The following is a 25,309-nucleotide window of genomic DNA, read 5'->3' as shown; positions in this document are numbered from 1 at the left end:
GACCGCCTTACCGCATCTTGTGTCTACACGCTGCGTGGTATTCCACGGCAGCGGCACATGTCCCGCTGCATTGAGTACCAAAGCGCCAAGCCCTGTCAACAAAGCGCTGCATGCGGCGCCGTTAACAATTGCGGAGAAATGCCGCAGTCCGGGAAGTTGCGGGCTTCGCTGCGATTTGGCGTGCAGGATTCACCGTGCCGAAAGTTCTTCGGTTCATGGTCCTTGATGAACAACTGGATCGCTCGAAATCATGAAACCGGATGTATCGGCGCTCGAAGTGCGAGGGTTAACGAAGCGTTTTGACCGCCCGGCGGTCGACGCGCTCGACCTCACCGTCCGGACCGGCGAGTTCTACGCCCTGCTCGGCCCCAACGGCGCCGGCAAGACCACGACCTTGCGCATGGTCGCCGGCCTGCTCAAGCCCGATGCCGGCTCGGTTTCCATCCTGGGCGTCGATGCGCTGGCCGATCCCGTCGCTGCCAAGCAGATCATGGCCTGGGTCTCCGACGAGCCGATGATCTACGACAAGCTGACGCCGCTGGAATATCTGGAGTTCGTCGCCGGTCTTTGGGGCGTCGATCCCGCCGTTTCCGGTCCCTCCGCACACGGGCTTCTGGTGTCGCTCGGACTGGAGCCGCATCTGCATGAACGTTGCGAGGGATTTTCCAAAGGAATGCGCCAGAAGGTCGCGCTGGCCGGCGCGCTGGTTCACGATCCCCGCCTGATCATCCTCGATGAGCCGCTCACCGGGCTGGATGCGCTGTCGGCGCGCCACGTCAAGGGATTGCTGCAGGAACGCGTCCGTTCCGGCTGCACCGTGATCATGACGACGCATATTCTCGAAGTGGCCGAGCGGATGGCCGACCGGATCGGCGTCATCGCCACGGGCCGGCTGGTGGCCGAAGGCACGCTCACCGAACTGCGGCAGCAGAACGGCCGCGGCGACACCAGCCTTGAAGACATGTTCATCGCCCTCGTCGACACCAGCGCGGCCGCCGCATGAGTTCTGCCGCGGCCCTCTCCTGGTTTGCCCGGCACGAAATCCGCCTCGCCTGGCGCGAATGGCTGGCGATGATGACCGGCAGCCGCGGCAAGCGGAAGCGCGCGATCATCGCGCTGATCGTGTTTGCCGCCGTCATGCATCTGCCGGCCTATGCGGTGATCGGCCGCTTCGCCGATCTACAGTTTCCGCTCGGCAAGCCGGAACTGATCGTCATCACCGCGACGATCTTTCTCGCCTGGGCGCTGATGTTGTCGCAGGCCATCGAATCGGTGACGCGGGTATTCTATGCCCGCGCCGATCTCGACCTGCTGATGTCTTCGCCGGCTAATCTCGCCAACGTGTTCTCGGTGCGGATCGTGGCGATCGCGCTCTCGGTGACCGGGATGGCGCTGCTGCTGTCGACGCCCTTTGTCGATGTGCTCGTGATCGGCGGCGGCGCGCGGTGGCTGGCGGCATTCGGGCTCGTCGTCGCGATCGGCCTGTCGGCGGCGGCCGCGGCGATTGCGATCACCGTGGTGCTGTTCAGGCTGATCGGGCCGGGCCGCACCCGCCTTGTCGCGCAGATCGTCGCCGCCGTCATCGGCGCAGGCTTCGTCATCGCGCTGCAGGTCGCAGCCATCCTGTCCTACGGCACCCTGTCGCGCTTTGCGGTGCTGACGTCGGATGCGGCGTCAGCCTATGCGCCCGACCTCGACAGTCCGCTGTGGTGGCCGGCGCGCGCTGCGGTCGGCGACGGCATGATGCTGTCCTGGCTGTTGTCCGGCGGACTCCTGCTGCTCGGCATCGTCATGGCGACCTTCTCGCCGAAATTTGCCGAGACCGTCGTCAGGGTCGCTGCAACCGCCCGGTCGGTCCGCCGCGATGTCAGCGCGAAGGGATTCCGCAGCGGCTCGCGGCAGCAGGCGCTGCGCACCAAGGAATTCCTGCTGCTGCGGCGCGACCCGTGGCTGCTGTCGCAAACCTTGATGCAGTTGCTTTATCTGGTGCCGCCGGCCCTGATGCTGTGGCGGAGCTTTTCCGAAAGCTCGACGGCGATCGTGCTGATCACACCAGTCATCGTGATGGCGGCGGGCCAGCTTGCCGGCGGCCTTGCCTGGCTGACGATCTCCGGCGAGGACGCCGCCGACCTCGTCGCTACCGCGCCGCTGCCGCCTTCGCGCGTGACCCGCGCCAAGATCGAAGTGGTGCTGCTGACAATCGGCATCATCTTCGCGCCGCTGATCGCCGCGCTTGCATTCGCTTCCCCGGTGCAGGCGATCGTCACCGCGCTCGGCGTGCTTGTCGCCACCGTCTCGGCCACCGCGATCCAGCTCTGGTTCCGCGTGCAGGCCAGACGCAGCCAGTTCCGCCGCCGCCAGACCTCGTCACGGCTGGCGACCTTCGCGGAAGCTTTTTGTTCAATCGGCTGGGCAGCGACCGCGGCGCTGGCCGTCGCGATCCCGGTCGCCGCCGTGATCAGTGGCGCGCTCACCGCTGCTATCCTCGCCGCAACGTGGAAGATTAGCCCACGGCGGGGGTGAACGGGCGGCTCTACTCCTTATGAGGGTGGGAACTTGAATGTAAGGCGTTTTTGCCTTACAGGTATGCATACTCGCCAGAAACAACGTCATGAGCACACTCACCGTTACCGCCAAAGGCCAGGTCACATTGCGCAAGGACGTGCTGGAGCACCTGGGTGTGCATCCAGGCGAGAAGATTACGGTGAACAAGCTTCCCGATGGCAGGATCGAAGTCAGCGCCGCACGGCCGACGGGGAAGATTTCGGATGTTTTCGGCTCCTTGAAAACCAGGCGAAAGGGCAAGCCTCTTTCAATCGAGGATATGAATGACATCATCGCTCGGGGATGGGCTCGCAAGCGATGAAAGTCACTGCGGATAGCAACGCTCTGGTGCGCGCACTAACTGAAGATCATCCCGACCAAAGCAGAGCTGCTCAACGGGCGCTAGACAAGGCCGAGTTGGTGGCACTGACGATGCCGACGCTCTGCGAGTTGGTCTGGGTATTGCGAAGTTACAAGATCCGCTCAACCGACATCGCGACGACGATCCGGGACTTGCTGAATGCCTCCAATGTTGCGGTAAATCGACAGGCGGCAGAGGCGGGACTCGCTCAGCTTGATGCGGGCGGAGATTTTGCAGATGGCGTCATCGCTTATGAAGGCAGCTGGCTTGGTGCCGACACTTTCGTCTCGTTCGACAAAGCGGCTGTCAAACTGATGCAAGCGCGTGGCCAGTCCGTCCGGCTGCTGTCCTGAATTGCACGATGACTACTGCTTCCCCAGCCCCTCCCGCTCGATCAGGTCGCGCCGGCGCTTGATCTGCTTTTCGATGAAGGGAAGATGATCGTTTTCGGTGCAGCTTGCCCATGCGGCAAAGTCGACTTATCCGCGAACGAGCTCCATCACTGCCGTCGCAAACGCCCCCGGGCGCTTCCTGCGGAAGATTATATCCGGCGCGCGGAATCATCCGGTGGGCGCGATGTGCGGCAAATTTCGACGCGCTGGCCGCGCCATCATTCGGTGCGATCACGCCATCGTCCGCGCCATCCATCGTGATCGACGGCACCGTGATGACCGGCAACGCCGCGAGCCTGCGCTGGATGTCGGCATAGTGCGGATCGCTTTCGGCAAGCCCGAAGCGATGCCGGTAGCTGTGGATCGCAACGTCGACGTAATCGGGATTGTCGTAGGCCACGGCTGTGCGCTCGAAGCAGGCATCATCGAACGCCCAGCTCGGCGACCATTGCTTCCACAATATCTTCGCGATCTCGCGCCGGTTGGCGGCAAGCCCGGCGCGGCCGCGCTCGAGCTGGAAGTAATACTGGTACCATAGCGGCAGCTCGCGTTCGGGACGCATCGGGACCATGGCGTTGGCGATATCCTGGATCAGGTAGGCATTGCCGCAGACGAGGCCGATGCAGCGCTCCGGCCATAGCGCCGCACCAACGCAGGCCGCGCGCCCGCCCCAATCATAGCCGGCGAACACCGCGCGCTCGATGCCGAGCGCATCCATCAGCGCCATCATGTCGGCGCCGATCGCCGCCTGTTCACCGGAGCGTGGCGTCTTCGCATCGCGGAACCGGGTCGGGCCATAGCCGCGCAGATAGGGAACGATGACGCGGCAACCCTGGGCGACAAGTTGCGGCGCGACGTCGACATAGGAATGGATGTCGTAGGGGAAGCCGTGCATCAGCATCACCGCCGGTCCATCGGCGGGGCCCGCCTCGTAATAGCCGATGTTGAGGACGCCGGCGTCGACCTGGCGCAGCGGCTCCAGCCGCATGGACGACGGCGCGCGCACGGAGGAATCGGTTGCGGCTTTCTCGGTCAAGACAATCTCCCTCGTTGAAACGCAGACTAGGACAGAGCTGCCTACGGATGAAGCAGGTGCGGCGAATAGCTGTTGCGCGAATCTCATCATGACGACCGCGGATTTCGGCGATACAGTGCAGCAAGCGGCCTTTGCCGCAGACGGGTCATGCCATGTTGCGATTCCTTGCCGTCGCCATCACCCTCCTCGGCTCGCTGATTGCGCCTGCGGTTGCGCAGCAGCAGCCATTGCGCAGCGAGTGCCTCGCGATGGCGAATGCGCCGCCCCGCGCGATCCCGGCCAGCTTCCAGCGCGTCGCCGCCAGGTCGCAGGAGGTTGCGATCACCTATGTCGGGCACTCCACCTATTACATCGACACGCCGGAGGGGGTGCGGATCGCGACCGACTTCAACGGCGCCTATCGGACCGGGCGGCTGCCCGACGTCATCACCATGAACCGCGCGCATTCGACGCACTACACGCTGTTCCCCGACCCGAAAATTCCGCACGTCCTGCATGGATGGGGCGGGAATGGACAGGCCGCGCATATCTCGACCCGCGTCGGTGACGTCTATATCCGCAACGTGCCGACCGACATCCGCCGCTATTACGGCGAGGGTTCCGGCGCGATGGTCAAGGACGGCAACTCGATCTTCATCTTCGAGGTCGCCGGCCTCTGCATCGGCCATCTCGGACATCTGCATCACAAGCTTGATGAGACACATTTCGCGGCGATCGGCCGGCTCGACATCGTGATGGTGCCGATCGACGGCACCTATACGATGTCGCTCGACGGCGTCTCCGAGATCACAAAGCGCCTGCGCTCGTCCGTGGTGCTGCCGATGCACCGCTTCGCCACCCCGCTCGACGAATTCATGCGCCTGATCGGCCAGCAATTCACCATCGACCAGCGCAACGAGCGGACGCTGAAGATCTCGCGAGAAACGCTGCCGGGCGCGCCGACGGTGATCATTCTGGATGGGGTGTGAAACGCAGACGCTCGCAATGACGGCAACAATCAACAACAAACAAGGGAGTGAAACTCATGGCCGCCAGCACTGCACCCGCCTCCAGCAGCGGACTTTATGCCAATCCACGGGAAGACTGGCTGGCGCAGTACACCGAGGAAATCATCGATCCCGCCCGTCCGATCGTCGATCCGCATCATCATCTATGGGACCGCGGCGGCCTGCGTTACATGATCGAGGAGATGGTGGAGGATATCGCATCCGGCCATAACATCATCGCGACCGTCTATGTCGATTGCCGCTCGATGTATCGCAAGCACGGCCCCGAAGAATTCCGCCCCGTCGGCGAAGTCGAGTTCGCCAACGGCGTCGCGGCGATGTCGGCAAGCGGTGGCTACGGCAGCGCCGCGATCTGCGCCGGCATCGTCAGCCACGTCAATCTCCTGCTCGGCGATGGCGCGAAGGCCGTGCTGGAAGCGGAGATTGCCGCAGGTAACGGCCGCTTCCGTGGCATTCGCCACTCCTCGGCCTGGGACGCCGATCCTGATGTCGCCGGCATGTATGCGACGCGGCCGAAGGGGCTGCTGCTCGACAGCACGTTTCGCAAGGGTTTTGCCTGCCTCTCGCCGCTCGGCCTGAGTTTCGATGCCTGGCTGTTTCATCCGCAGATCGGCGAGCTCACCGATCTCGCCCGCGCCTTCCCGGATACCAGGATCGTGCTCGACCATTGCGGCGGCCCGGTCGGCATCGGCCGCTTTGCCGGCCGGCGCGAGCAGGTCTTTCCGGAGTGGAAGGCCTCGATCCAGGAAATCGCGCGATGCGAGAACGTCGTCGTCAAGCTCGGCGGGCTGGCGATGTGCCTGCTTGGCTATGATTTTCATCAGCGGCCCAGGCCGCCCTCATCGGAAGAGGCCGCAGCCACGTGGCGGCCCTATATCGAAACCTGCATCGAGGCGTTCGGCCCTGGCAGGTGCATGTTCGAAAGCAATTTCCCGCCGGACAAAGGCCAGTGCAGCTATCAGGTCATCTTCAACGCTTTCAAGCGGCTGGCCGCGCAGTACAGCGAGGCGGAGAAGACCGCGCTGTTCTCCAGGACGGCGACGGACGTCTACAAGCTCAGATACGACTGATCGCAGCTCCGCGAGTGGGCCTCACGCCCACTCGCCCTTGCGGAATACCGGTGTGCTGCTTCCGTCGGCATGAATGCCGTCGATGTCGGTTTCGGCCGAGCCGATCATCCAGTCGATATGAATGAGGCTCTTGTTGCCGCCCTGGGCCGCAATCTGTTCCGGCGTCAGCTTGTCGCCGTTCACGAAGCATTTCGAATAGCACTGCCCGAGCGCGATATGGGAGGCGGCGTTCTCGTCGAACAGCGTGTTGAAGAACAGCAGCCCGCTTTTTGAGATCGGCGAGGAATGCGGCACCAGCGCCACTTCGCCGAGGCGGGCCGCGCCCTCGTCGGTCTCGAGCACCTTCTTCAGCACCTCCTCGCCGCGCGAGGCTTTTGCCTCGACGATGCGGCCCTCCTCGAACCTGACCTGGATGTTGTCGATCAGGGTGCCCTGATAGGACAGCGGCTTGGAGGAGACGACGTGGCCGCTGACGCGCCGGCAATGCGGCGTGGTGAAGACTTCCTCGGTCGGGATATTGGCGTTGCAGGTGATGCCGTTCTTCGCCGTTGACGCACCACCTTCCCATTCATGGCCATCGGCGAGGCCGATGGTCAGATCGGTGCCGGGTCCGGAATATTTCAGCGCGTGGAAACGCTGGCCGTTCAGCCACTCGGTCCGCTCGCGCAGCACGGCGTTATGTTTCTCCCATGCGGCGACAGCGCCATCCTGATCGACGCGCGACGCCGCAAAGATCGCGTCGGCCAGTTTCGCCACCGCGACGTCCTCTGATACATCGGGAAACACCTGCTTCGCCCAGGACGGACTCGGATAGGCGATGATGTTCCAGTTGGTCTCGAAATTAACGATCTTCTCCAGCGCCGGCTGATAGGCCATCGAATTGGCCTTGCTGGCACGCGCCACCTTGGACGGGTCCTCGCCCGACAGCAGCATCGGATTGTCGCCGACGATGGCGAGGCGTGCGGTGTTGGCGCTGAACGCCTTCGCCATGCCCTCATAGAGCCAGTCGGCGGCCCGATCGAAACTCTCGTTGTGGCCGTAGCGGTACCGCGCCAGCGTGATCTCCTCGTCCGACAGGAACGGGGTAACCAGACCCGCGCCGGCCTTGTAGGCGTGTTCGGCGATCCGCCGCACCAGCGGCAGCGCGACCGAGGGCGCGGTGAGCAGCAGGTCCTGTCCCGGCTGCAGCCGCAAGCCGACCTTGATTGCGACTTCGGCGAGGCGATCGAGCTTCACGGGATCGATCGAGGCGGAAACGTTGCGCTGATGTGCGGTCATGATTCTTTCGGCCAATGCTGCTGGATCCGAGGCTTCGCCGCCCTCGGCCGATCCTGAAATCGAGCCAATGCGAGCGAAGCGCCTGGCAGCAGCAATAGCACAAGAACGATCCGGCGAAACCCGATCTCGTCGAGGTTCCGGAATGCAACACTGCCGCGCACGGAACCGGCTAACGCGGAAAGGACCAGCTAGTCGAACGGCGATGACGATACCGGCGGCTTGGCTTCGCCCGGGCAAGTCGCGTCATCGGTCAGCATATCCGGCGACGGATTCGTCGGCGGGTGAGCCAGCACCGTGCCTGCGGCAATATGAAGAACCAGTATCAGGGCTGCGATGATGGCGAGCGCCGTGACGCTCGTCGACGTCATCTCACGCGAACCAGGTCTCGCGGTTCTCACCTGTCCTGCGATGGGCGTGGGCGGGCGTGTAATCCTGGTGGGCATTTCGACGGCTCTTTCCGGTGTCTTTCGATTGCTGCGCGGGACGAACCTGCGCCTGCCCGGCCGCCAAATGCCGGTAGCGGCGCAGCACCCTGATCGCCTCGCGGCGCCGGGAGCGATGAAGCGCCTCGAGAATGCGCGCAAAGAATCCCATGTGTTTCCTGTGCTGCCCGGGCACTCCTTCAACGCAGTGAATGCGCATCGCCGGTACCCCGCGTGTCGGTGTCTGTGTCGCGCGGCAAGATGTCAGCGCGGGCAAAAAACGCCTGTGAGATAGTTCACAGGCGTTGCGCGGTGCGGGACAAATGGGTGTGAGGGACCTTGAGGTTTCCTTGAGACCTGCTTGATGCGGGGCGCGCTGGCGTCATCCTCGGCGCAGGCAGCGGTGTTTATCGCCCCCGGGAAACGACCGCGCGTTGGCAAGTCACAGTCCACGCACCGTAAGCACGATGGCATCGGCGCCCGCCTTACGGTCAACGGATATTTCCAGATACTCCGGCGAATTCTGAAATTCCTCTGCCGCGGCCTCGTCGGGAAATTCCATGATCACCACCTTGTCGCGTGGCCATTCGCCCTCGAGCACGACCGGATGCGCATCCGCCGCCAGCAGCTTGCCGCGAAATCTGCTGAACACGCCCATGAAGCGCGCCTGGTAACGGTCGTAGAGTTCGCGGCGGGTGAATTTCAACTGCGCGATGATGTAAACGGCCATGACTGTTTCCTCGCTGCACGCGTTCAGCCGCGAAATTTCTTGTTCTTTTTCTTCTTTTTGCCGAACGCAGGCATAGCCGGTGCCTTTACGTGTGCCTGCCTGGCAACGTGCGCGGCCTTCTCCCGGTTCGGCTTCCTGGTATCGTAACGTGCCTTCTTGTCAAACCTCACTACGTCAGAGCGCTCTGCGTTTTTGCCGGGCTTGGGCATCCGCGGCTCATGCCGCTCGTGGCGCGGCGCATCTTGCATCGCCTCGATGCGAATGTTGTCCTGCTTGTCGGGACGGCGAATGCGCGCGGCGAATCGACTGGCGACGCGCGCGGCAACCTCGAACTCGGTAACCTCATCGAGAATGCGGATGGCGCCGAGCTCTTCCTTCTTGATGCTGCCGCGGCGGCACAGCATCGGCAGCAACCAGCGCGCGTCCGCATTATTGCGGCGACCGATCGCAGCGGTGAACCAAACGCTGTCTTCCGCCATGCGATGGCGCGCCGAGGATTTCCCGGGCTTCGCTCCGCGTTCCGCCTCGCGATCCGCCCGCTCCCGCGCCCGCTCGGCACGCGATCTGACGCGATCCTCGCCGGGATCGACGATGTCTTCGGGCGAAGGCAGACGCGCGCGGTAGAGCCGCGCCAGTGCGATGGCCACTTCCTCCGCCGACCGCTCCGCCAGCAGCGCCTGCGCGAGCGCCTGATCGTCGGCCGCCGTCTCCGCGGCAAATACGTCGTCGCGCAGCAGCCGCTCCTGGTCGAGCTTGCGGATTTCATCGGGCTGCGGGGCAATGCCCCAGGCTACATCGATGCCGGCGAGTTTGAGCAGCATGTCGGCCCGGCGGCGCCGGGCTGACGGCACCAGCAATATGCTGACGCCCTTGCGGCCGGCCCGCCCGGTGCGCCCCGAACGATGCTGCATGACTTCCGGATCGTTCGGCAGGTCGGCATGGATCACAAGATCGAGCTTCGGCAGATCGATGCCGCGCGCGGCAACATCGGTCGCCACGCAGATGCGGACGCGTCCGTCGCGCAATGCCTGCAGCGCCTGCGTCCGCTCGTTCTGGGTCAATTCGCCCGACAGCGCGACCACGGAGAAGCCGCGCTCCGAGAGCGTCGCCTGCAGATGCCGCACCGCCTCGCGCGTATTGCAGAACACCAGCGCGCCCGGCGATTCGAAGAAGCGCAGCAGATTGACGATGGCGTGCTCGGCGTCGCCCGCGGCGATCCGGATCGCCCGATACTCGATATCGGAATGGCCGCCCTCGTCGCCGGCGACTTCGACGCGAAGGGCGTCCTGCTGATATTCCTTCGCCAGGGCGACAATACCCGCCGGCAGGGTTGCCGAGAACAGCAGCGTCCGGCGGCTCTCGGGCGTCGTCTGCAGGATGAATTCGATGTCCTCGCGGAAGCCGAGATCGAGCATCTCGTCGGCTTCGTCGAGCACGACCGCCTTCAGCCCGGAGACGTCGAGCCGGCCGCGCCGCAGATGATCGCACAGCCGACCCGGCGTGCCGACAACGATATGCGCGCCAATGGCCAGTTCGCGCTGCTCGCGGCGCGGGTCCATGCCGCCGACGCAGGAAACCACGCGGGCGTCGGCATGCCGGTAGAGCCAGGCGAGTTCGCGATGGACCTGAAGCGCCAGCTCGCGCGTCGGCGCGACGATCAGCGCCAGCGGCGCGGCCGCCTGGGCGAAGCGCTCGGCGCCTTCGAGCAGGTCGCTGGCGATCGCCAAGCCATAAGCCACGGTCTTGCCCGAGCCGGTCTGCGCCGAGACCAGCAGGTCGCGGCCCTCGGCATCATCGGCCAGCACGGCCGTTTGCACCGGCGTCAGCCGCTCGAAATTGCGCTCCGCCAGAGCTCGCGCGAGCGGCGGATGAGTAGTCAGGAATGTCACGAGAAATCAGACCCTGGTTGGCTGGTCAGCCGGAATGTTGAATATCGCCCCAGACCGAAATGGTCCGAAACTTGCGCAAACGACGCGCGGCGGCCCGGCCGGACGGATGTGAGTGAGGTGGGGATGCTTTAGGCGAAATCCACCCCGCACGCCATCCATTCTTTGCAGATTGGCCGATCACTTCTAGACTGGTTTTCAGGGAATTCGCCGGAGAGGGCCGTTACAAGTGACCGCGTTCAAGACCATTCGCGCCCGCGCCGAGAAGCGCAAGGGCGGGCCCAAAGCGCTCACCAGGCTGCTGCCCGCAAAGCCTGATATGAAGGCCCTCGCCAGGCTCGGCGACGACCGCATCCTCGCCGAAATGACCAAGCGGGTATTTTCGGCGGGCTTTGCCTGGAGCGTGATCGAGAACAAGTGGCCGGGCTTCGAGAAGGCGTTTCTCGGCTTCAAGCCGGGGCCGCTGTCGCTGAAGCCGGACGAGTTCTGGGACGCGTTGATGAAGGACACGCGGATCGTCCGCAACGGCGCCAAGATCATGTCGGTGCGCGCCAATGCCATTTTCGTGCGTGATATCGCCAGGGAGCACGGCAGCTTCGGCAAGTTTTTGGCGAACTGGCCCTCCTCTGACGAAGCCGGACTGCTGGAACTACTGGCCAAGCGCGGCAGCCGGCTCGGCGGCAATACCGGGCAGATGATGCTGCGCTTCCTTGGCTGGGACGGGTTCGTGACCTCCCGTGACGTCGTGCTGTGCCTGCGCGATGCCGGGCTCGATATCGCGGAGACCGTCACCTCCAAACGCGATCTTGCAAAGGTGCAGGCACAGTTCAACGCATGGGCCGCAGAGAGCGGACTTTCCTATGTGCAGATCTCGCGAATCTGCGCGCTGTCGATCGGCGAGAATTATTCGGCGGAGAGACTCGATAGCATGACGGGCGGCGACGAATAATGATGGGTATCGCTTTCGCTCCACCCATCCTACGACGGCGGCACCATCAAATGACAAGGAACCCATGCGTTCCGTCGCGGCGGAGCTGGTCGACGAGGCCATATTCCCAGTCGAGATAGGCCTGCATCGCGCTTTCCTTGACGTCTGTACCTTCATAAGGACGTCGATAGCGATGTGACGGATCGGGCTTCGGGATCACCTTCGGCGGCCCGATCTCCAGCGCGCCGTCATAGCCGCCTTCGAGCACATAGACCTCCCAACCCATCTGGGCGAGCCAGGATGCCGTCATGTCGGCGCGGACGCCCCTGTTATCAGTTAGCACGATGCGGGCGCCGCGCACCGGCGCGGCCATGTCGATCTCCTGCACCAGTTGACCGCCGGCATAATGGCGGAAGCCGGCGAGATGGCCTGCCGTATATTCCTCTTCCGAGCGGACATCGAAGCGATACAGCGTGCGATCGGTATGCGCCTGCAGGGCGGCCATTTCCGCAGGACCGATCTGGCGAACGCCGGCGCGATAGGCAACGTCGCGCGCATTGGCTTCGCCGCCCGCGATGGCCCCGATCTCGCCGCGCCGGCCGGCGCCATGCTCGAGTGTCTGTTTGGCCAGGGTCCAGCCGATCGTTCCGTTGCGCAATGCTCGCACCTTGTTGGTGATGCCGGCATTGATCAGCGACTGGGTGCCGATGATCGAGCGGGTGCGGCCGGCGCAATTGACGATGATGGTGGTTTCAGGATCGGGCGCGGCGCGGCCGGCGCGCAGCACCAGTTCCGCGCCGGGGACGCTGATCGAGCCCGGGATGTTCATGGTCGCGTATTCGTCGAAGCGGCGGACATCGAGAATTTGAATGTTGGCGCCGCTCGCGATCAGGGCGTTGACTTCTTCCGCGGCCAGCGAGGGCGTGTGCCGCCGCGTTTCGACCAGCTCGCCGAACGCCTTGGCATAGGAGTTGACGTCCTCGAACAGCTCATAGCCGGCTGCCTTCCAGCCCTGCAGCCCGCCGCCGAGCTGGCGGACATTGCTGTAGCCGAGCACGGCGAGCCGCTCCGCCGCCGTGGCAACGAGGCCTTCGCCGTTATCATAGAGCACGATCGCAACGTCCTTGCGCGGCAGCCGCGTTTCCGCTTCCAGCGCGATCCGGTCAGCCGCCATGTTGGCGGCAAACAGCGGATGGCCGGTGGCGAACACGGCCTCGTGCCTGACATCGAGCAGCGCGGTTTCCTGGCGCAGCAGCAATGCGGTGCGGACCTGCGAGGGACTTACGGACGGTATGGTCATACGACGTGAATTCCGGATGAGGATTTCTTCCTCCTTTAGCAGCATCGCGCGACGCCCGTCACGCCGGGCACGACATTAACCGTCTTGACGCACGAACATTGGACCGATTGCACCGACCTGCTCGAAACGGCATATGATGGCGCAGGAACAGCAGCCGGGCACCCGATGGACCTCAAACAATTGCGCACCTTCCGCGCCGTCGCCGAGCTCGGCAGCCTGAGCAAGGCGGCCGACCGGCTGCGCGCCGCCCAGCCCGCGCTCAGCCGGCACATCAAGCTGCTGGAACACGAGCTTCGCGTCGAGCTGTTCGTCCGCAACGGCCGCGGCATGCTGCTGACCAGCGCGGGGCGGATGCTGCTCGACCGCACCACCGGGCTCATTCGCCAGATCGAGCAGGTCAGCGACGATCTCAAATCGGCCAATGGCAACCCGTCGGGCCGCGTCATCCTCGGGCTGGTGCCGACGGTGAGCGCGGTATTGTCCGGGCGATTTGCGCGCCGCGTGCTCGACGAGTTTCCCGACGTTTCGCTGCGTCTCGTGGAGAGCTATGGCGGACACCTGGTCGAATGGCTGCACCGCGGCGAAATGGATCTCGCGATCATCTACGGGCCCGCGGTCGACCTCCATTTGCAGGTCCAGTCGATCGGCCGCGAGGATATCGTCGCGGTCGGGCCGCCGGGATCGGGGCTGAACCGGAAGAAGCAGGTCGATCTGAAGTGGCTGGCGAAGCAGAAGCTGATCCTGCCCAGCGTCTCGCACGGCTTGCGGGCGCTGCTGGAGAAGGCGCTGGCGCGCGAGAAGCTGAAGTTAGAGGCCATGATCGAGGTCGATTCCTACCGCGCCCAGATCAGCCTGATGGAGGAAGGCCTCGGCTACACGCTGCTGCCGCCGTCTGCGATCCGCGCCGAGGTCGCGGCGAAGCGGCTGGAGATGGCGGCCGTCAACCCATCCGTCTCGCGCGAATTGATCCTGGCTTCCCCGGTCGCCCACCCGCCCTCGATCGCCACGACGACGATTGCGACGCTGATCGTATCGGAGGTTCAGGAACTCTCCCGGAAGGGGCTGTGGAAGATCAACATGGCGCCGTAGCGCCGCCGCTCACTCGCTCTGCGTCATGGGTCAAAACGTGGATATCCGGCACAAGGCCGGGCACGACGAGTCTTGTCGTGGCGCCACTCCTTAATTAAACAACGCTTCGTCCCCCAGCACCGATTGCCTGAAACGCGACGTCAGGATCACACCGTCCGCCGGCGGCATCACGAACACCAGCGCCTCCGGGTTGATCTTGATCTGCGCGAACGCCGTTCCCCGCCCCCCATGCGCGAGCTCGCGCAGCTCGGTCACTTCAGCCATCGTGCGCACGATCCGCGAGGTGCGGATGCCGCAGGCGGTGGCGATGGCGGAAAGATCGACGCCGGACGCGGTCGGCGTCTTCTGCATGCCGGTCTCGCCGAAGCGCTCGTTGTCGAGCACGGCGATCGTGAGATTCTTCGGCGCCTCCACCGCGATCGTGGCGAGCGAGCCGACATTCATCAGCATCTCGCCGTCGCCGGTGATGACGAGCACCTTGCGCCTGGGCTGCGCCAGCGCGAGGCCGAGCCCGATCATCGAGGCGCCGCCCATGGCGCCCCAGAGCGGGAAATTGTTCGGGTGATCGCCCGCGGCGGAGACGTCCCAGTTCGGCGCGCCGAGGCCGGCGATGACGAGGAGGTCGGCACGGTCGCGCACGAGTTCGTTGACGACGTCGCGGCGGTGCAGAAGCGAGTTCGGATTGTTCATTTGCGGGCAAGCTCCTTGAAGTTCTTGGCGCCCAGCGCACGCTGGCCGATCAGTACCGCCACCGGCTTCCAGGTATTGAAGGCAAGGTTCGCCGCGCCCTGCACGGTGGAGGCGACGAGATCGGGATCGTCGACCTTGTTGACGATCACGCCCATGGCCTCGAGCGAGGGACGCGTGCCCTGCCCCATCGGAATCTGCCACGGATTGAACTCGCCCCAATCGCCGCGCATGGTGACGATCATCAGAAGCGGCATGTGGCAGATCACCGGCAGCGACAGCATGTTGATGCAGTTGCCGACGCCGCTCGACTGCAGCAGCAGCACGCCGCGTTCGCCGCCGAGCCACGCACCGGCCAGCATCGCCACGCCCTCTTCCTCCGTGGTCAGCGTGACGACGCGGGTTTCGGGATCGGCCTCGAAGGAGCGAATCAGGAGGCTGTGGCCGGCATCCGGCACCATCGCGACCTGGCGAATGCCGGCGTCCTTGAGAACCCGGTAGATCTCGTCCGGCCATGTCGGCAGCGCCGCAGGCGCTTCGCTACGTGATTTTGCCGCTTCCGCCATCGGGCCCGGTTTCCTCTGCATTCCCTGAGTTGAGTTGCGCGCAGAATAGAGCGCGGGCGGAATTCAAGGAATTTGAATGTGGACATGGCTTCTATCACAAAATTGAAAGGCTCATTGGGGGCGGCCTGGCTCTCTCGACTCGTCGTCCCCCGCGAAGGATAGGCATCCAGTTCGCTGCCGCGGTAGTTATCAGGCGCGCGGGTCGACTACCTTTTCAGCAACTCATCCTGCGAGTTCATTCGGAAGAGCGTGAAACAGAAGCCACTCGTTCGGCACGCCTTTCAATCTGCGCCGTCCTCGCTCCTCAAATTCCAGGCCAGAGCCGGCCACTAGATCACGCACCGTTTGAGAAACCAGCACTTCGCCCGGTTCGGCGGCGCCGGCAACGCGCGCGCCAATATGCACGGCAATTCCGGCGAGGTCCTTGCCGACCAGTTCGCATTCGCCCGTGTGCAGGCCGCATCGCACCTCCAGTCCGAGTGAACGTACCCTATCACGGATCGCGCCGGCACAGCGGATCGCTCGCGCAGGCCCGTCGAAGGCCGCGAACAAACCGTCGCCGGATGTGTTGACCTCACGTCCGCGGTATTGCCCAAGACCTCTCGTGCCTTTGCATAAAATGCTTCAAGCAGTTCACGCCAGGCATTGTCGCCGAGCGCTGCGGCGCGCTCCGTTGACCCCACGATATCGATAAACAGCACCGTGGCGAGCACCCGTTCCGGCTCGTGCACATGGTGCGCACCGGTCAGGAATACCTCGACTTCATCCAGCAGCGCATCGCGGTCGCCCGCGAGGTAGCTATGGTCGACGCCTGCAAGCTCAACAAGCTTCGAACCCGCAATGCGCTCCGCCATATACCGTGCGTGCGCCACGTCGATCGCGCGCTCCGCCGCACGGTGCAGAATGAGTGTCGGCACTCGAATGGAAGGCAGCACGTCCCGCACGTCGATTTCGCGGTTCATCTTCATCATCGAGATCGCCGCGCCCGGACTTGCCGATCACGAATTCCGCACACGCGGCGTTATTACTTCGGCTTGGAATCCGGTGGGCAGTCCGGGGATACCTTCAGCGGCTTGCCGCCGCTCTGCACCGTGGGCGCAGCGGAATTGGAGCCACCGGCATCGGGCAGCACCGCGCTCTTTTCCATAGCCATCGAGTTTGCGGTCTTCTCCTCGCCCTGGCCCACGGTTGCGGAAGGCGACGTGGTGCAGGCCGTTTCCGGCTTGTTGCCCGATGCCGCGCTGGACTGGGCCGACGCCGTGCCGACGCTCAGTGCTGCCGCAAATAACGCTACCGCTAGGCGGATCATGTTCTCTCCAATAGACCTGAAATAACTTGCCGCATGGCAAACGTCCTGCCGTAACGATGGTTCCGGGGGGCTGCCCTGCGGCGTTGCGAGCGGTGTCCGTAAGGCCGTATGCTAGGGTGATACGTATCGTTCCACCTACGACAACACGTCGCAGGTGGAATTGGAGGAACCGAGATGACCGCCGACCTGACCCGCCGCACGCTGCTTCACCTCGCCGGCGCCGCCTCGCTGTCGGCGGCGGCCGCTGCAGCGGCGCGGGCGGAGGGCACGTCGGGCGGTGGTGGCGGGCCGACCTTCGCCAGCCAGACGCCGATGCGGATCGGCATGGTGACCTTGCGCGTCCGCAACCTCGATCTCGTCGCCGACTACTATCGCGATGCGATCGGGCTCACCATCATGCAGCGCACGGCAACGGGCGCCCGTCTCGGCGCGGGCGGCGTGCCGCTGCTCGATCTGACCCGGCGCGCGAACGCACCCGCCGAGGCACGGAATGCCGCGGGCCTCTACCACACCGCCTTCCTGATGCCGACACGCTCGGACCTCGCGCGATGGCTGGTGTTTGCGGCGGCGAACAAGGTGCCGCTTTCCGGTTTCGCCGATCACCTCGTCAGCGAATCCGTCTATCTCGACGATCCCGAAGGCAACGGCATCGAGGTCTACGCCGACCGCCCGCCGGAGAGCTGGAAATGGGATGGCGGCACGGTTGCGATGGCGACCGACCCGCTCGATTTCGACAATCTGCTGGCGCTGACCAACCCGCGCATCTCCAGCTATGCCGGGGCGCCCGAAGGCCTGCGCATCGGCCACATGCATCTGCGCGTCGGCGATCTCGATCAGGCCGGCCGCTTCTATGGCGGCGCGATCGGCTTCGATCCGACCCGCAAGCGGACCGGCGCCGCATTCCTCTCGTCGGGACGATACCACCACCATCTCGGCATCAATGTCTGGCAGAGCGCAGGCGCCGGCCGGCGCGATGATGCCGCCGCCGGACTTGCGTGGTTTTCGCTGGAAGTGCAGACGCAGGAAATCCTGCAGGCACTGCAGGAGCGCCTGCAGCAGGCCGGCGCGCCGGCCGCGGCGATCGAGAAGGGCATCGAGACATCGGACCCCTGGGGCACCAAAATACGGCTCATCAAGGCTTGACGGCGCGACGACAACGAACGAGCGACAGCATCCCGTGCGCCGAGGTCAAAGCTGTCCCGAAAAGGATTATCTAATGAACTTGCCGATGAGCTGGGACGAATGGGCGCAACATGACGGCGTTGCGCTGGCGACGCGTGTCGCGAAAGGCGAATTGACCGCCGCTGAACTCTCGGCGCAGGCCGCAGCAGGGATCGCCAAGGCCGATCCTCCGCTTTCGGCCGTTGTCGAGATATTCGAGGATGCGGTCGCCGATCCCTCGACCGACGGCACCGCGCTCGATGGTCCGTTCGCCGGCCTGCCCTTCCTGATGAAGGACCTCGGCCCGACCCTGAAGGGTCGCCTGCAGGAGATGGGCTCGCGCTACATGCGCGGCAATCGCGCGACCGCCGACACGTTCATGACCAGGAAGATGCGCGCGGCCGGGCTCAACCTGATCGGGCGCACGACCACGCCGGAATTCGGCGTCTGCAGCTCCGCAGAAAATCCCGCGGTCTATGTCACGCGCAATCCCTGGAACACCGACTACACCACCTGCGGATCGTCGGCCGGCAGCGCGGCGATGGTCGCCGCCGGCGCGGTCCCGATCGCGCATGCGACCGACGGCGGCGGCTCGATCCGGATTCCCGCCGGCGTCAACGGTAATATCGGGCTGAAGGTCTCGCGCGGCGTATTCTCGCTGTCGCCGCTGCTCTCCGACCTCAGCGGCCTCGTGTCGATTCAGGGCTGCCAGTCGCGCACGGTGCGCGATACCGCTGCCTTCGTCGACGCCTGCCGCGGCCCGGCGCCGGGCGAATTCATGCCGTTCTGGAGCTCGCCGGAGCCTTACACGCGGATGATCACGCGCGATCCGGGAAAGCTGAAGATCGCGCTCTCGCACAAATGGGGAGAATACGAAGCAACGCCGCACATCGCCGCCGAACTGCAAAAGGCCGGGCGATTCCTCGAAGGCCTCGGCCATCACGTCGACTATGCCCTGCCTGATCTGGACTATGGCGAAGCGTTTGCGGCGCAGACCACCTGCTACATCAGCAATTTCGCCGTTGTCATCTCGAACATGCTGGCCGCGCGCGGTCTCGAGCAGCCGCCAGAAGATCTGATCGAGCCGATCAACATCCGGATCTGGCAGCACGGCCGCAATACGAGCTACGCCGACCGGGCGCGGATGCAGGCCGTGTTCAACACGACCTCGCGCGGCTTCGGCGCGTTCTTCGAGGATTGGGACATCATCCTGACGCCGATCACGGCGCTGCCGACGCCGAAGGTCGGCACCACAGAATATCTCACGATCAGCGACAATCCCGACGTGCTCGACTGGTTCGGCAATCTCTGGCGCAATTTTGCTTTCACGCCGCTCGCCAATCTCTGCGGCATCCCTGCGATCTCGCTGCCGCTCGCCACCCACGAGCACGGCCTGCCGCTCGGCATCCAGGCCATCGCCAGGCAGGCCAATGACGGGCTCTTGCTGCAGCTCGCGGCGCAAATCGAGCGCGCGATCGACGGCAAATGGAACGCGGGCCAGAAGCCCGGCGTGCATGTGACGGCAGAGTGAGACGACGTGCGGCTTCCGTCACTGCTTGCCCGGTTCGTCCATCGCCGGCGGCGGATCGGGCGGCAGGGTTGAGCTCAAATCGGCGAGCCCATTTGCCAGCAAGACGCCTCGCAATCAGACGCAACATCTACAAAACTCCAGCGCCAACCCGCACGCATCATGGCCAGCGAAGCAATCGCAACGGTGTCATCAAAGGGTCGTCCGATGCAAGCGACGATTGCAAGGATTTCCATCGGACGACGGCTACCGCGATGATGCAATGTGTGTGCCATTGCAGGCTGCAATTTTAACGCAGGCATTCGACCCGGCGCACGTCAAATATAGCGTGTCGGCGCAAAGGGCGTGACGTCGTACGGCGGCGCCGCGCGGTCGATCATCGCGGCGATGGCGGTGCCGGTCGCAGGGCCGGTCGTGAAGCCGATATGCTGGTTGCCGAAGGCGAGCCACAGCCCGGCATGCCGCGGCGCCGGGCCGATCATCGGCAGGCTGTCGGGCAATGTCGGACGCGCGCCGCGCCATGCATCGCCGACGGCGTCACCGAATTCTACAACACCGCGAGCGAGCGGCACCACCTGATCGAGTTGGGCGAACGAAGAAGGCGCGTCGCGATCGGTCAGTTCGACCCCCGACGTAACGCGGATGCCCTGCTCCATTGGCGTCATGATGAAGCCGCCGTCGATGTCGTAGATCGGCCGCCGCAGTGTGCGCGCCGGGTTCGGCTTGAACTCGCGGTGATAGCCGCGCTCAAAGGCGAGCGGCACCCGATAGCCGAGCGGACGCAGGATATCCGCCGACCACGGCCCGAGGGCAACCACGACATGGCGTGCCGGCATCTCGCCACTGCCCAGCACCACGCGCCAACGCTCACCGTCCGGCAGGATCGCCTTGACGTCCGCCTGCCTGATATCGCCGCCGGCGCCGGCGAACATCCGGGCGTAGGCCTTGACCACCGCCCCGGGCGAATCGACCGAGGCGGTCTCGGTGTGCAGCAGCCCCGTCTTGAAGACCGGAACGATATCGGGTTCGAGCGCAGAGATGGCCTGGCGGTCGAGCAATTCGCTGGCGATGCCATATTCGGCCAGCAGCGCCTGTTCCTTCTTCGCCGCGGCGACAGCATCGCTGCGCCACGCCTTCAGCCAGCCGGTTTCCCGGATGCGATGCCCCGCTCCCGCCTTCACGATCCATTCGCGATGCAGTATCGCCGACGCACCGATCAATCCGTGCAGCGCAGCCGCGCGTGGCCTCAGGCGCGACGCGGACGAGTCGGCGAGGAAGCGTGCGACCCAGCCTGCGTTCTGCACCGCCCACAGCGGATTCCACCGCAACGCCGCGTGGCGATTGCTCAGATATTTCGGCAGCGACTTCCAGAGCGACGGATTATTGAGCGGCGTGATCGAGCCACTGCTGATGATGCCGGCATTGCCATAGGAAGTTTCGCTGCCCGGCTCGCGGCGGTCGATCAGAACCACCGACATCCCGCGCTGCCGCGCCGCATGGGCCGTCGATACGCCGACGATGCCCGCACCGAGCACGACGACATCCGTTTTCTCTTGCAACATGGCCCTCCCAGACACTTGCCGACAGATTTCACATCATGATCGGCCAAGTGCCTGGCGGCAATATCGAACCGGTGGCTGCGGTTATAGAGCAGAGATTTTCTGAGAAAGCGTCGATACTGAACGCAGCCTCACCCGCGCCGCGCCTTCTTGATCGCGGTGACGTCGATCTTCTTCATTGTCATCATCGCTCCAAATGCGCGTTTTGCCTCATCGCCGCCGATCGCCAGCGCCTCGGTCAGCACGCGCGGCGTGATCTGCCAGTTGATGCCCCATTTGTCCTTGCACCAGCCGCACGCGCTTTCCTGCCCGCCATTGCCGACGATGGCGTTCCAGTAGCGGTCGGTCTCTTCCTGATCGTCGGTGGCGATCTGGAACGAGAAGGCTTCGGTATGCTTGAACGCGGGACCGCCGTTGAGGCCGAGACAAGCGACACCAGCCACCGTGAATTCGACCGTCAGCACGTCACCTGCCTTGCCGGAGGGATAATCACTGGGCGCCCGGTGCACAGCGCGCACTGCGCTGTCAGGGAAAGTCTCCGCATAGAAACGGGCGGCAGCCTCGGCATCCTTGTCGTACCAGACGCATATCGTGTTCTTCGCCATCGCATATCCTTTCAGTTCCAGGCTGGATCTACCATCAGCGCGCACCCGGTTGAGCGAGCCCCGATGTTCCAGCCTGGAAGACGTTCGGCGAGGTCTCTTTCCGACATCCCTTTGCGCATCGTCAATGTGCAAGGCCGACCGTCGCGGTCGACTACCTCAGATGAGGGTATGTCAATGACGCACGCCCTGCGAGAGAATTCAGATCGTCGAGGATTTGGCCCCGGCAAAAAACTTGTCCGAAAGTCTCATGGAACCTTCGGGCGGACGTGCCGTAGCCTCTCTAATCACCTACGCACGAGGCTGACATTTCATCGGGGCTCGCCTCACCCGACCGCAGCCAATCAATCAGGAGAAGCCATCGAGAGAATCAATCAGGAGGAGCCCAAGATGATTACGTACAGAATTCCGCGCGTCACGAGACGCCGGTTCTTGAAGGAAGCGAGCCTCACCGTTGCCGCCGCCGGTGCCGCCCCCTTGATATCCGCGCCATTTCTGTCGCGGGCACTGGCCGACACCAAGACGTTGTCGATTGTGCAATGGAGTCACTTCGTCCCGGAATACGACACCTGGTTCGACAATTTCGCAAAGAGTTGGGGCGAGAAGAACCAGATTGCGGTCACGGTCGACCACATTCCCGTGCAGAACGTTCCCGCACGCGCGGCCGCCGAGGCTTCGGCCGGATCAGGGCACGATCTTTTCGGTTTCAACGGCGCCGGTGGCGCGCATCTCTATCGCAGATTCTTTATCGACGTCTCCGATCTCGTGAAGGAGACGGAGAAAAAGTACGGCAAGGTATCCGTCATCGGCAAGCAGCTCGGCTACAACGCCGACGACGGCACCTGGTCCGCCTTCCCCGATTTCTACATCAACTTCCCGGGCATGTACCAGAAGAGCCTGTGGGACGAGATCGGGATGTTGCCGGACACCTGGGACAATCTTCGGATCGGCGGCGCCAAGCTGAAAGCGAAGGGCCACCCGGTCGGCATTTCGCTCGGGCACAGCAACGATCCGAGCACAACGTGGCGCGGCCTGCTGTGGAGCTACGGCGCCGCCATTCAGGACGAGACCGGCAAGAAGATCGTACTCAACAGCAAAGAGACGGTCGAGGCCGTCAAGGCCACCGCGGCCCTTTACAAGGAGGCAATGACGTCCGACGTCCTGTCGTGGAACGACTCCAGCAACAACCAGTACATCGATTCAGGGGTCGCTTCGTATATCGTCAACCCGATCTCGGCCTATCGGACGGCCCAGAAGCTCAACAAGAAGCTGGCTGACGACATCTACGTCACGGAGCCGCCGAAAGGCCCGGTCCGCCGGATCATGGGGGCCGCGTCTGAATTCTACGGCATCTGGAAGTTCGCCAAGAACAAGGAAGCGGCGATCGAGTTTCTCAAATACTATTCCGAGCACTGGCCCGAGGCTTTCAAGGCGAGCGAAGGCTACAACAATCCGTGTTTCGCCAATCTCGTGCCCAAGCCGATGCCGATCCTGTCGGACGATTCGACATCGACACCGCGCGACAAGCTGAAAATACTGCAGGGCTCGGATCAGTGGTCCGCCATCCCGGGCTATCCCGGGCCGGCCACGCCCGCGACGGACGAGATCTACTACGCCTTCATCATCAACGACATGATGGCGAAGGCGGCGACGGGTCAACTGAGCGCCGAAGATTCGGTCAAATCGGCCACGCAGCAATGCGAGGCCATCTTCAAGAAGTGGGCCGGCAAGACCTGAGGGGCTGGCGCCCGGACCCCGTATTCGCACGCGGTCCGGGCGACGGCGACGCTGGCTGTCAGCCAAAAGCGGACGACACGAATGATGTTCCGCCGATGGCGGGATCAGCCGAATGCATTCCCGAGGTTGAATTCTGGGAGGTCCAATGGCTGCGGTATTGACCAGGGATATCGTCAAGACATTTGGTGAGGTTCCCGCCGTCAACGGCATATCCCTGACCGTGCCGGACGGAGAGTTCATGGTGTTGCTCGGCCCATCGGGCTGCGGCAAGACGACATTTCTGCGCATCATCTGCGGGCTCGAGCAGCAGACGAGCGGCGACCTTTTTATCGGCGGCAAGGTCGTCAACGACATTCCTCCCCGCGCCCGCGGCGTCGCGATGATGTTTCAGAGCTATGGCCTCTATCCGCACTACACCGTGCGCAACAATATTGCCTTTCCGCTGCGCACGCAGCGCGTTCCCAGCGCGGAGATCGAGAAGAAGGTCGAATGGGCATCGCAACTGCTCGGCATCGAGCATCTGCTCGGTCGGCGGCCACGCCAGCTCTCGGGCGGTGAGCGCCAGCGTGTCGCGCTTGCGCGCGCGCTCGTTCGCGAGCCGACCGCGCTGCTGCTCGACGAGCCTCTCTCCAACCTCGACGCCAAATTGCGCGCCTCGGCCCGACTGGAGATCAAGCAGTTCCAGCAGCGTATCGGTATCACGACCATTTATGTGACCCACGACCAGGTCGAGGCGATGAGCATGGGCGATCGTATCGCCGTCATCGACCACGGACAGATACGTCAGGTCGGCACGCCGGCAGAAATCTACGACGAACCCGCCGACCGCTTCGTCGCGACCTTTGTCGGCACACCGCCGATGAACATCGTCGCGCTCAACGGCGGCTATCTCGGCTTCCGTCCCGAAAACTTCCTGCCCAGGGACATGATCGACGATGGCGCGTTCACCGAATTCTCGTTCCGCGTCGATCGCTCCGAATACCTCGGGTCCGAGCGGATCGTTTACGGCGCGATGGAAAGCTTCGATCCGAACCAGGTGATCACGGCGAAGTTGCCGCCGGCGCATGTCGCCGAAGAAAGCATCCGGCCCGGCGAATGGCATCCATTCGCCGTGCGCAACAGCGCCCTGCGCCATTTCGACAATGACGGCAAACGAATCAGTCGCCACTAAAACGGGTTTTCACTGATGGTCGCCATAGCGGATTCAGTCCCCAGACCAGCCTCGCGTTTCCGGTTCATCCTGGACCGCCGCGATGTCCTCGGCACGATCTTCGTCGCACCGGCAATTCTTTATGTGCTGTTGCTGGTCGGCGTGCCGTTCCTGATGGCCGTGTATTATTCGGTCAGCGCCTACACGATCTACGATCCCTCGTGGCGTTTCGTCGGCCTGGAGAATTTCAGGCAGATCGTCGAAGATCCCGCGTTCCTGCAAACGCTGTCCAACACGTTCATCTTCACGTTCGGATCCCAATTTCTCGGTCTCCTCCTCGGCAAGTTTGGCGCGTTGCTGCTGCTGCGGCCGTTCCCGGGCCGCAAGCTTGTCCGCGCGCTGATCATCCTGCCCTGGGCGGTGCCGATCGCGCTCGCCACCGTTGCCTGGCAATGGATGTTCGATTCGCTCTACAGCGTCATCAACTGGTCGCTGATCGCGCTCGGTATCGTTGCGCGGTCGGACGCGCCGAACTGGCTCGGCAATCCCTATCTGGCAATGACGTGCGTGATCGTCATCAACGCCTGGCGCTTCTTCCCGTTTGCCATCGTGATCTTTCTCGCCGGCATCACCGCGGTGCCGCAGGACGTTATCGACGCCGCGACGGTCGATGGCGCCGGCTTCTGGCGCCGCAACTACCAGATCATCGTGCCCATGATCCTGCCGATCGTAACCATCGGCCTGATTTTCGGTATCGTGTTCACGTTCACGGACCTGTCGATTGTCTTTCTGATGACCATGGGCGGGCCTGTGGGCGCGACGTCTGTGCTGGGCTTTGCGGGTTTCCAGACCGGGATCGTTTCCGGCGACGTGTCGCATGGCGCGGCCATTTCACTGTTCATGCTGCCGGTGTTGCTTGTCGTCGTTGTGGCAATGTTGCGCTTTATCAGGAGACGGGAGATCTGAC

General features: G+C 63.9%; 25 protein-coding genes and 1 pseudogene. 13 read left to right on the top strand and 13 right to left on the bottom strand.

Translation table 11 applies throughout. From position 1 onward, the window contains the following. Window positions 1-250: 250 nt before the first annotated feature. The 4 genes from V7E26_RS08980 (at window position 251) to V7E26_RS08965 (ending at window position 3,258) form a co-directional block, all read left to right on the top strand. A complete protein-coding gene (locus tag V7E26_RS08980) occupies window positions 251-1,003 on the top strand; it encodes an ABC transporter ATP-binding protein (protein ID WP_324415093.1) in 753 nt (250 codons plus the stop codon). Next, window positions 1,000-2,523 carry a permease gene (locus tag V7E26_RS08975; RefSeq protein WP_324415092.1) on the top strand — a complete coding sequence of 508 codons (1,524 nt, stop codon included), beginning with the start codon at window positions 1,000-1,002 and terminating at the stop codon, window positions 2,521-2,523. Before V7E26_RS08980 ends, V7E26_RS08975 begins: the two co-directional genes overlap by 4 nt. Before the next feature lie 88 nt (window positions 2,524-2,611). Then, window positions 2,612-2,866, top strand: coding sequence for an AbrB/MazE/SpoVT family DNA-binding domain-containing protein (locus tag V7E26_RS08970; RefSeq protein WP_324415091.1), 255 nt, complete (start codon window positions 2,612-2,614; stop codon window positions 2,864-2,866). Further along, window positions 2,863-3,258 (top strand): type II toxin-antitoxin system VapC family toxin, encoded by a 396-nt coding sequence (locus V7E26_RS08965; protein WP_324415090.1) that lies wholly within the window; start codon window positions 2,863-2,865, stop codon window positions 3,256-3,258. The genes V7E26_RS08970 and V7E26_RS08965 overlap by 4 nt, the downstream gene beginning before the upstream one ends. Before the next feature lie 126 nt (window positions 3,259-3,384). On the opposite strand, the pseudogene V7E26_RS08960 reads toward V7E26_RS08965, so the two are convergent. After that, window positions 3,385-4,285: pseudogene (locus tag V7E26_RS08960) on the bottom strand (alpha/beta fold hydrolase). Between the two features lie 200 nt (window positions 4,286-4,485). Here V7E26_RS08960 and V7E26_RS08955 point away from each other — a divergent pair. Both V7E26_RS08955 and V7E26_RS08950 read left to right on the top strand, forming a co-directional pair. Continuing rightward, on the top strand, window positions 4,486-5,301 hold the full coding sequence (locus V7E26_RS08955) for an MBL fold metallo-hydrolase (RefSeq protein WP_324415089.1): 816 nt from the start codon (window positions 4,486-4,488) through the stop codon (window positions 5,299-5,301). A gap of 56 nt (window positions 5,302-5,357) precedes the next feature. After that, window positions 5,358-6,410: an amidohydrolase family protein gene (locus V7E26_RS08950; protein WP_324415088.1), complete on the top strand. Its 1,053-nt coding sequence runs from the start codon at window positions 5,358-5,360 to the stop codon at window positions 6,408-6,410. A 21-nt stretch (window positions 6,411-6,431) separates the two neighbouring features. On the opposite strand, the gene V7E26_RS08945 is transcribed toward V7E26_RS08950, so the two are convergent. The 5 genes from V7E26_RS08945 to V7E26_RS08925 all read right to left on the bottom strand — a co-directional run bounded on the left by V7E26_RS08945 (window position 6,432) and on the right by V7E26_RS08925 (window position 10,729). Then, on the bottom strand, window positions 6,432-7,688 hold the full coding sequence (locus V7E26_RS08945; RefSeq protein ID WP_324415087.1) for an aminopeptidase: 1,257 nt from the start codon (window positions 7,686-7,688) through the stop codon (window positions 6,432-6,434). 188 nt (window positions 7,689-7,876) lie between these two features. Further along, window positions 7,877-8,056, bottom strand: a complete 180-nt coding sequence (locus tag V7E26_RS08940) for a hypothetical protein (RefSeq protein WP_324415086.1) — start codon at window positions 8,054-8,056, stop codon at window positions 7,877-7,879. A 1-nt stretch (window position 8,057) separates the two neighbouring features. Further along, window positions 8,058-8,330 (bottom strand): hypothetical protein, encoded by a 273-nt coding sequence (locus tag V7E26_RS08935; RefSeq protein WP_324415085.1) that lies wholly within the window; start codon window positions 8,328-8,330, stop codon window positions 8,058-8,060. Window positions 8,331-8,552: 222 nt separating this feature from the next. Next, entirely contained in the window at window positions 8,553-8,840 is a 288-nt protein-coding gene (locus V7E26_RS08930; RefSeq protein ID WP_324415084.1) for a DUF1330 domain-containing protein, read from the bottom strand. A gap of 23 nt (window positions 8,841-8,863) precedes the next feature. Then, window positions 8,864-10,729 carry a DEAD/DEAH box helicase gene (locus V7E26_RS08925; protein WP_324415083.1) on the bottom strand — a complete coding sequence of 622 codons (1,866 nt, stop codon included), beginning with the start codon at window positions 10,727-10,729 and terminating at the stop codon, window positions 8,864-8,866. Between the two features lie 226 nt (window positions 10,730-10,955). Here V7E26_RS08925 and V7E26_RS08920 point away from each other — a divergent pair, with 226 nt between their 5' ends. After that, entirely contained in the window at window positions 10,956-11,675 is a 720-nt protein-coding gene (locus V7E26_RS08920) for a DNA-3-methyladenine glycosylase I (protein WP_324415082.1), read from the top strand. Between the two features lie 46 nt (window positions 11,676-11,721). On the opposite strand, the gene V7E26_RS08915 is transcribed toward V7E26_RS08920, so the two are convergent. Then, entirely contained in the window at window positions 11,722-12,954 is a 1,233-nt protein-coding gene (locus tag V7E26_RS08915) for a rhodanese-like domain-containing protein (RefSeq protein WP_324415081.1), read from the bottom strand. Window positions 12,955-13,119: 165 nt separating this feature from the next. On the opposite strand from V7E26_RS08915, the gene V7E26_RS08910 reads away from it, so the two are divergent. Beyond that, the gene (locus V7E26_RS08910; protein WP_324415080.1) at window positions 13,120-14,043 is read left to right on the top strand and encodes a LysR family transcriptional regulator; all 924 of its coding nucleotides are present in this window, start codon (window positions 13,120-13,122) and stop codon (window positions 14,041-14,043) included. A 90-nt stretch (window positions 14,044-14,133) separates the two neighbouring features. Here V7E26_RS08910 and V7E26_RS08905 read toward each other — a convergent pair whose 3' ends face one another. The 4 genes from V7E26_RS08905 to V7E26_RS08890 all read right to left on the bottom strand — a co-directional run bounded on the left by V7E26_RS08905 (window position 14,134) and on the right by V7E26_RS08890 (window position 16,605). Then, window positions 14,134-14,733, bottom strand: coding sequence for a thiamine pyrophosphate-dependent enzyme (locus V7E26_RS08905; protein ID WP_324415079.1), 600 nt, complete (start codon window positions 14,731-14,733; stop codon window positions 14,134-14,136). Next, on the bottom strand, window positions 14,730-15,296 hold the full coding sequence (locus tag V7E26_RS08900; RefSeq protein ID WP_324415078.1) for a thiamine pyrophosphate-binding protein: 567 nt from the start codon (window positions 15,294-15,296) through the stop codon (window positions 14,730-14,732). The genes V7E26_RS08905 and V7E26_RS08900 overlap by 4 nt, the downstream gene beginning before the upstream one ends. A gap of 222 nt (window positions 15,297-15,518) precedes the next feature. Beyond that, window positions 15,519-15,764: a hypothetical protein gene (locus tag V7E26_RS30010; RefSeq protein WP_442893369.1), complete on the bottom strand. Its 246-nt coding sequence runs from the start codon at window positions 15,762-15,764 to the stop codon at window positions 15,519-15,521. Between the two features lie 556 nt (window positions 15,765-16,320). Continuing rightward, complete coding sequence (locus tag V7E26_RS08890) at window positions 16,321-16,605, bottom strand: hypothetical protein (RefSeq protein ID WP_324415076.1); 285 nt, start codon at window positions 16,603-16,605, stop codon at window positions 16,321-16,323. A 174-nt stretch (window positions 16,606-16,779) separates the two neighbouring features. Here V7E26_RS08890 and V7E26_RS08885 point away from each other — a divergent pair, with 174 nt between their 5' ends. Beyond that, complete coding sequence (locus tag V7E26_RS08885) at window positions 16,780-17,748, top strand: VOC family protein (RefSeq protein ID WP_324415075.1); 969 nt, start codon at window positions 16,780-16,782, stop codon at window positions 17,746-17,748. A gap of 73 nt (window positions 17,749-17,821) precedes the next feature. Next, window positions 17,822-19,297, top strand: a complete 1,476-nt coding sequence (locus V7E26_RS08880; protein ID WP_324415074.1) for an amidase — start codon at window positions 17,822-17,824, stop codon at window positions 19,295-19,297. Between the two features lie 314 nt (window positions 19,298-19,611). On the opposite strand, the gene V7E26_RS08875 is transcribed toward V7E26_RS08880, so the two are convergent. After that, window positions 19,612-20,856: an NAD(P)/FAD-dependent oxidoreductase gene (locus V7E26_RS08875; protein WP_324415073.1), complete on the bottom strand. Its 1,245-nt coding sequence runs from the start codon at window positions 20,854-20,856 to the stop codon at window positions 19,612-19,614. 128 nt (window positions 20,857-20,984) lie between these two features. After that, the gene (locus V7E26_RS08870; RefSeq protein ID WP_324415072.1) at window positions 20,985-21,458 is read right to left on the bottom strand and encodes a VOC family protein; all 474 of its coding nucleotides are present in this window, start codon (window positions 21,456-21,458) and stop codon (window positions 20,985-20,987) included. A gap of 387 nt (window positions 21,459-21,845) precedes the next feature. On the opposite strand from V7E26_RS08870, the gene V7E26_RS08865 reads away from it, so the two are divergent. The 3 genes from V7E26_RS08865 (at window position 21,846) to V7E26_RS08855 (ending at window position 25,308) form a co-directional block, all read left to right on the top strand. After that, window positions 21,846-23,192 (top strand): ABC transporter substrate-binding protein, encoded by a 1,347-nt coding sequence (locus V7E26_RS08865; RefSeq protein ID WP_324415071.1) that lies wholly within the window; start codon window positions 21,846-21,848, stop codon window positions 23,190-23,192. A gap of 145 nt (window positions 23,193-23,337) precedes the next feature. Further along, window positions 23,338-24,363, top strand: a complete 1,026-nt coding sequence (locus V7E26_RS08860; RefSeq protein ID WP_324415070.1) for an ABC transporter ATP-binding protein — start codon at window positions 23,338-23,340, stop codon at window positions 24,361-24,363. A 15-nt stretch (window positions 24,364-24,378) separates the two neighbouring features. Beyond that, window positions 24,379-25,308: a carbohydrate ABC transporter permease gene (locus tag V7E26_RS08855; RefSeq protein WP_324415069.1), complete on the top strand. Its 930-nt coding sequence runs from the start codon at window positions 24,379-24,381 to the stop codon at window positions 25,306-25,308. Window position 25,309: the final 1 nt, after the last annotated feature.

This window comes from Bradyrhizobium sp. (assembly GCF_036735945.1).
Classification (GTDB): Bacteria; Pseudomonadota; Alphaproteobacteria; order Rhizobiales; family Xanthobacteraceae; genus Bradyrhizobium.
This window is presented reverse-complemented; position numbering and strand designations above follow the sequence as displayed.

What these genes read in the sequence shown, in the direction of transcription:
- V7E26_RS08955 (WP_324415089.1), top strand. Translation starts at nt 4,486, where the DNA reads ATGTTGCGATTCCTTGCCGTCGCCATCACCCTCCTCGGCTCGCTGATT.
- V7E26_RS08875 (WP_324415073.1), bottom strand. Translation starts at nt 20,856, where the DNA reads ATGTTGCAAGAGAAAACGGATGTCGTCGTGCTCGGTGCGGGCATCGTC.
- V7E26_RS08855 (WP_324415069.1), top strand. Translation starts at nt 24,379, where the DNA reads ATGGTCGCCATAGCGGATTCAGTCCCCAGACCAGCCTCGCGTTTCCGG.
- V7E26_RS08870 (WP_324415072.1), bottom strand. Translation starts at nt 21,458, where the DNA reads ATGGCGAAGAACACGATATGCGTCTGGTACGACAAGGATGCCGAGGCT.
- V7E26_RS08950 (WP_324415088.1), top strand. Translation starts at nt 5,358, where the DNA reads ATGGCCGCCAGCACTGCACCCGCCTCCAGCAGCGGACTTTATGCCAAT.
- V7E26_RS08965 (WP_324415090.1), top strand. Translation starts at nt 2,863, where the DNA reads ATGAAAGTCACTGCGGATAGCAACGCTCTGGTGCGCGCACTAACTGAA.
- V7E26_RS08945 (WP_324415087.1), bottom strand. Translation starts at nt 7,688, where the DNA reads ATGACCGCACATCAGCGCAACGTTTCCGCCTCGATCGATCCCGTGAAG.
- V7E26_RS08915 (WP_324415081.1), bottom strand. Translation starts at nt 12,954, where the DNA reads ATGACCATACCGTCCGTAAGTCCCTCGCAGGTCCGCACCGCATTGCTG.
- V7E26_RS08890 (WP_324415076.1), bottom strand. Translation starts at nt 16,605, where the DNA reads ATGATCCGCCTAGCGGTAGCGTTATTTGCGGCAGCACTGAGCGTCGGC.
- V7E26_RS08880 (WP_324415074.1), top strand. Translation starts at nt 17,822, where the DNA reads ATGAACTTGCCGATGAGCTGGGACGAATGGGCGCAACATGACGGCGTT.
- V7E26_RS08900 (WP_324415078.1), bottom strand. Translation starts at nt 15,296, where the DNA reads ATGGCGGAAGCGGCAAAATCACGTAGCGAAGCGCCTGCGGCGCTGCCG.
- V7E26_RS08910 (WP_324415080.1), top strand. Translation starts at nt 13,120, where the DNA reads ATGGACCTCAAACAATTGCGCACCTTCCGCGCCGTCGCCGAGCTCGGC.
- V7E26_RS08940 (WP_324415086.1), bottom strand. Translation starts at nt 8,056, where the DNA reads ATGACGTCGACGAGCGTCACGGCGCTCGCCATCATCGCAGCCCTGATA.
- V7E26_RS08980 (WP_324415093.1), top strand. Translation starts at nt 251, where the DNA reads ATGAAACCGGATGTATCGGCGCTCGAAGTGCGAGGGTTAACGAAGCGT.
- V7E26_RS08860 (WP_324415070.1), top strand. Translation starts at nt 23,338, where the DNA reads ATGGCTGCGGTATTGACCAGGGATATCGTCAAGACATTTGGTGAGGTT.
- V7E26_RS08975 (WP_324415092.1), top strand. Translation starts at nt 1,000, where the DNA reads ATGAGTTCTGCCGCGGCCCTCTCCTGGTTTGCCCGGCACGAAATCCGC.
- V7E26_RS08885 (WP_324415075.1), top strand. Translation starts at nt 16,780, where the DNA reads ATGACCGCCGACCTGACCCGCCGCACGCTGCTTCACCTCGCCGGCGCC.
- V7E26_RS08970 (WP_324415091.1), top strand. Translation starts at nt 2,612, where the DNA reads ATGAGCACACTCACCGTTACCGCCAAAGGCCAGGTCACATTGCGCAAG.
- V7E26_RS08905 (WP_324415079.1), bottom strand. Translation starts at nt 14,733, where the DNA reads ATGAACAATCCGAACTCGCTTCTGCACCGCCGCGACGTCGTCAACGAA.
- V7E26_RS08935 (WP_324415085.1), bottom strand. Translation starts at nt 8,330, where the DNA reads ATGCGCATTCACTGCGTTGAAGGAGTGCCCGGGCAGCACAGGAAACAC.
- V7E26_RS08930 (WP_324415084.1), bottom strand. Translation starts at nt 8,840, where the DNA reads ATGGCCGTTTACATCATCGCGCAGTTGAAATTCACCCGCCGCGAACTC.
- V7E26_RS08865 (WP_324415071.1), top strand. Translation starts at nt 21,846, where the DNA reads ATGATTACGTACAGAATTCCGCGCGTCACGAGACGCCGGTTCTTGAAG.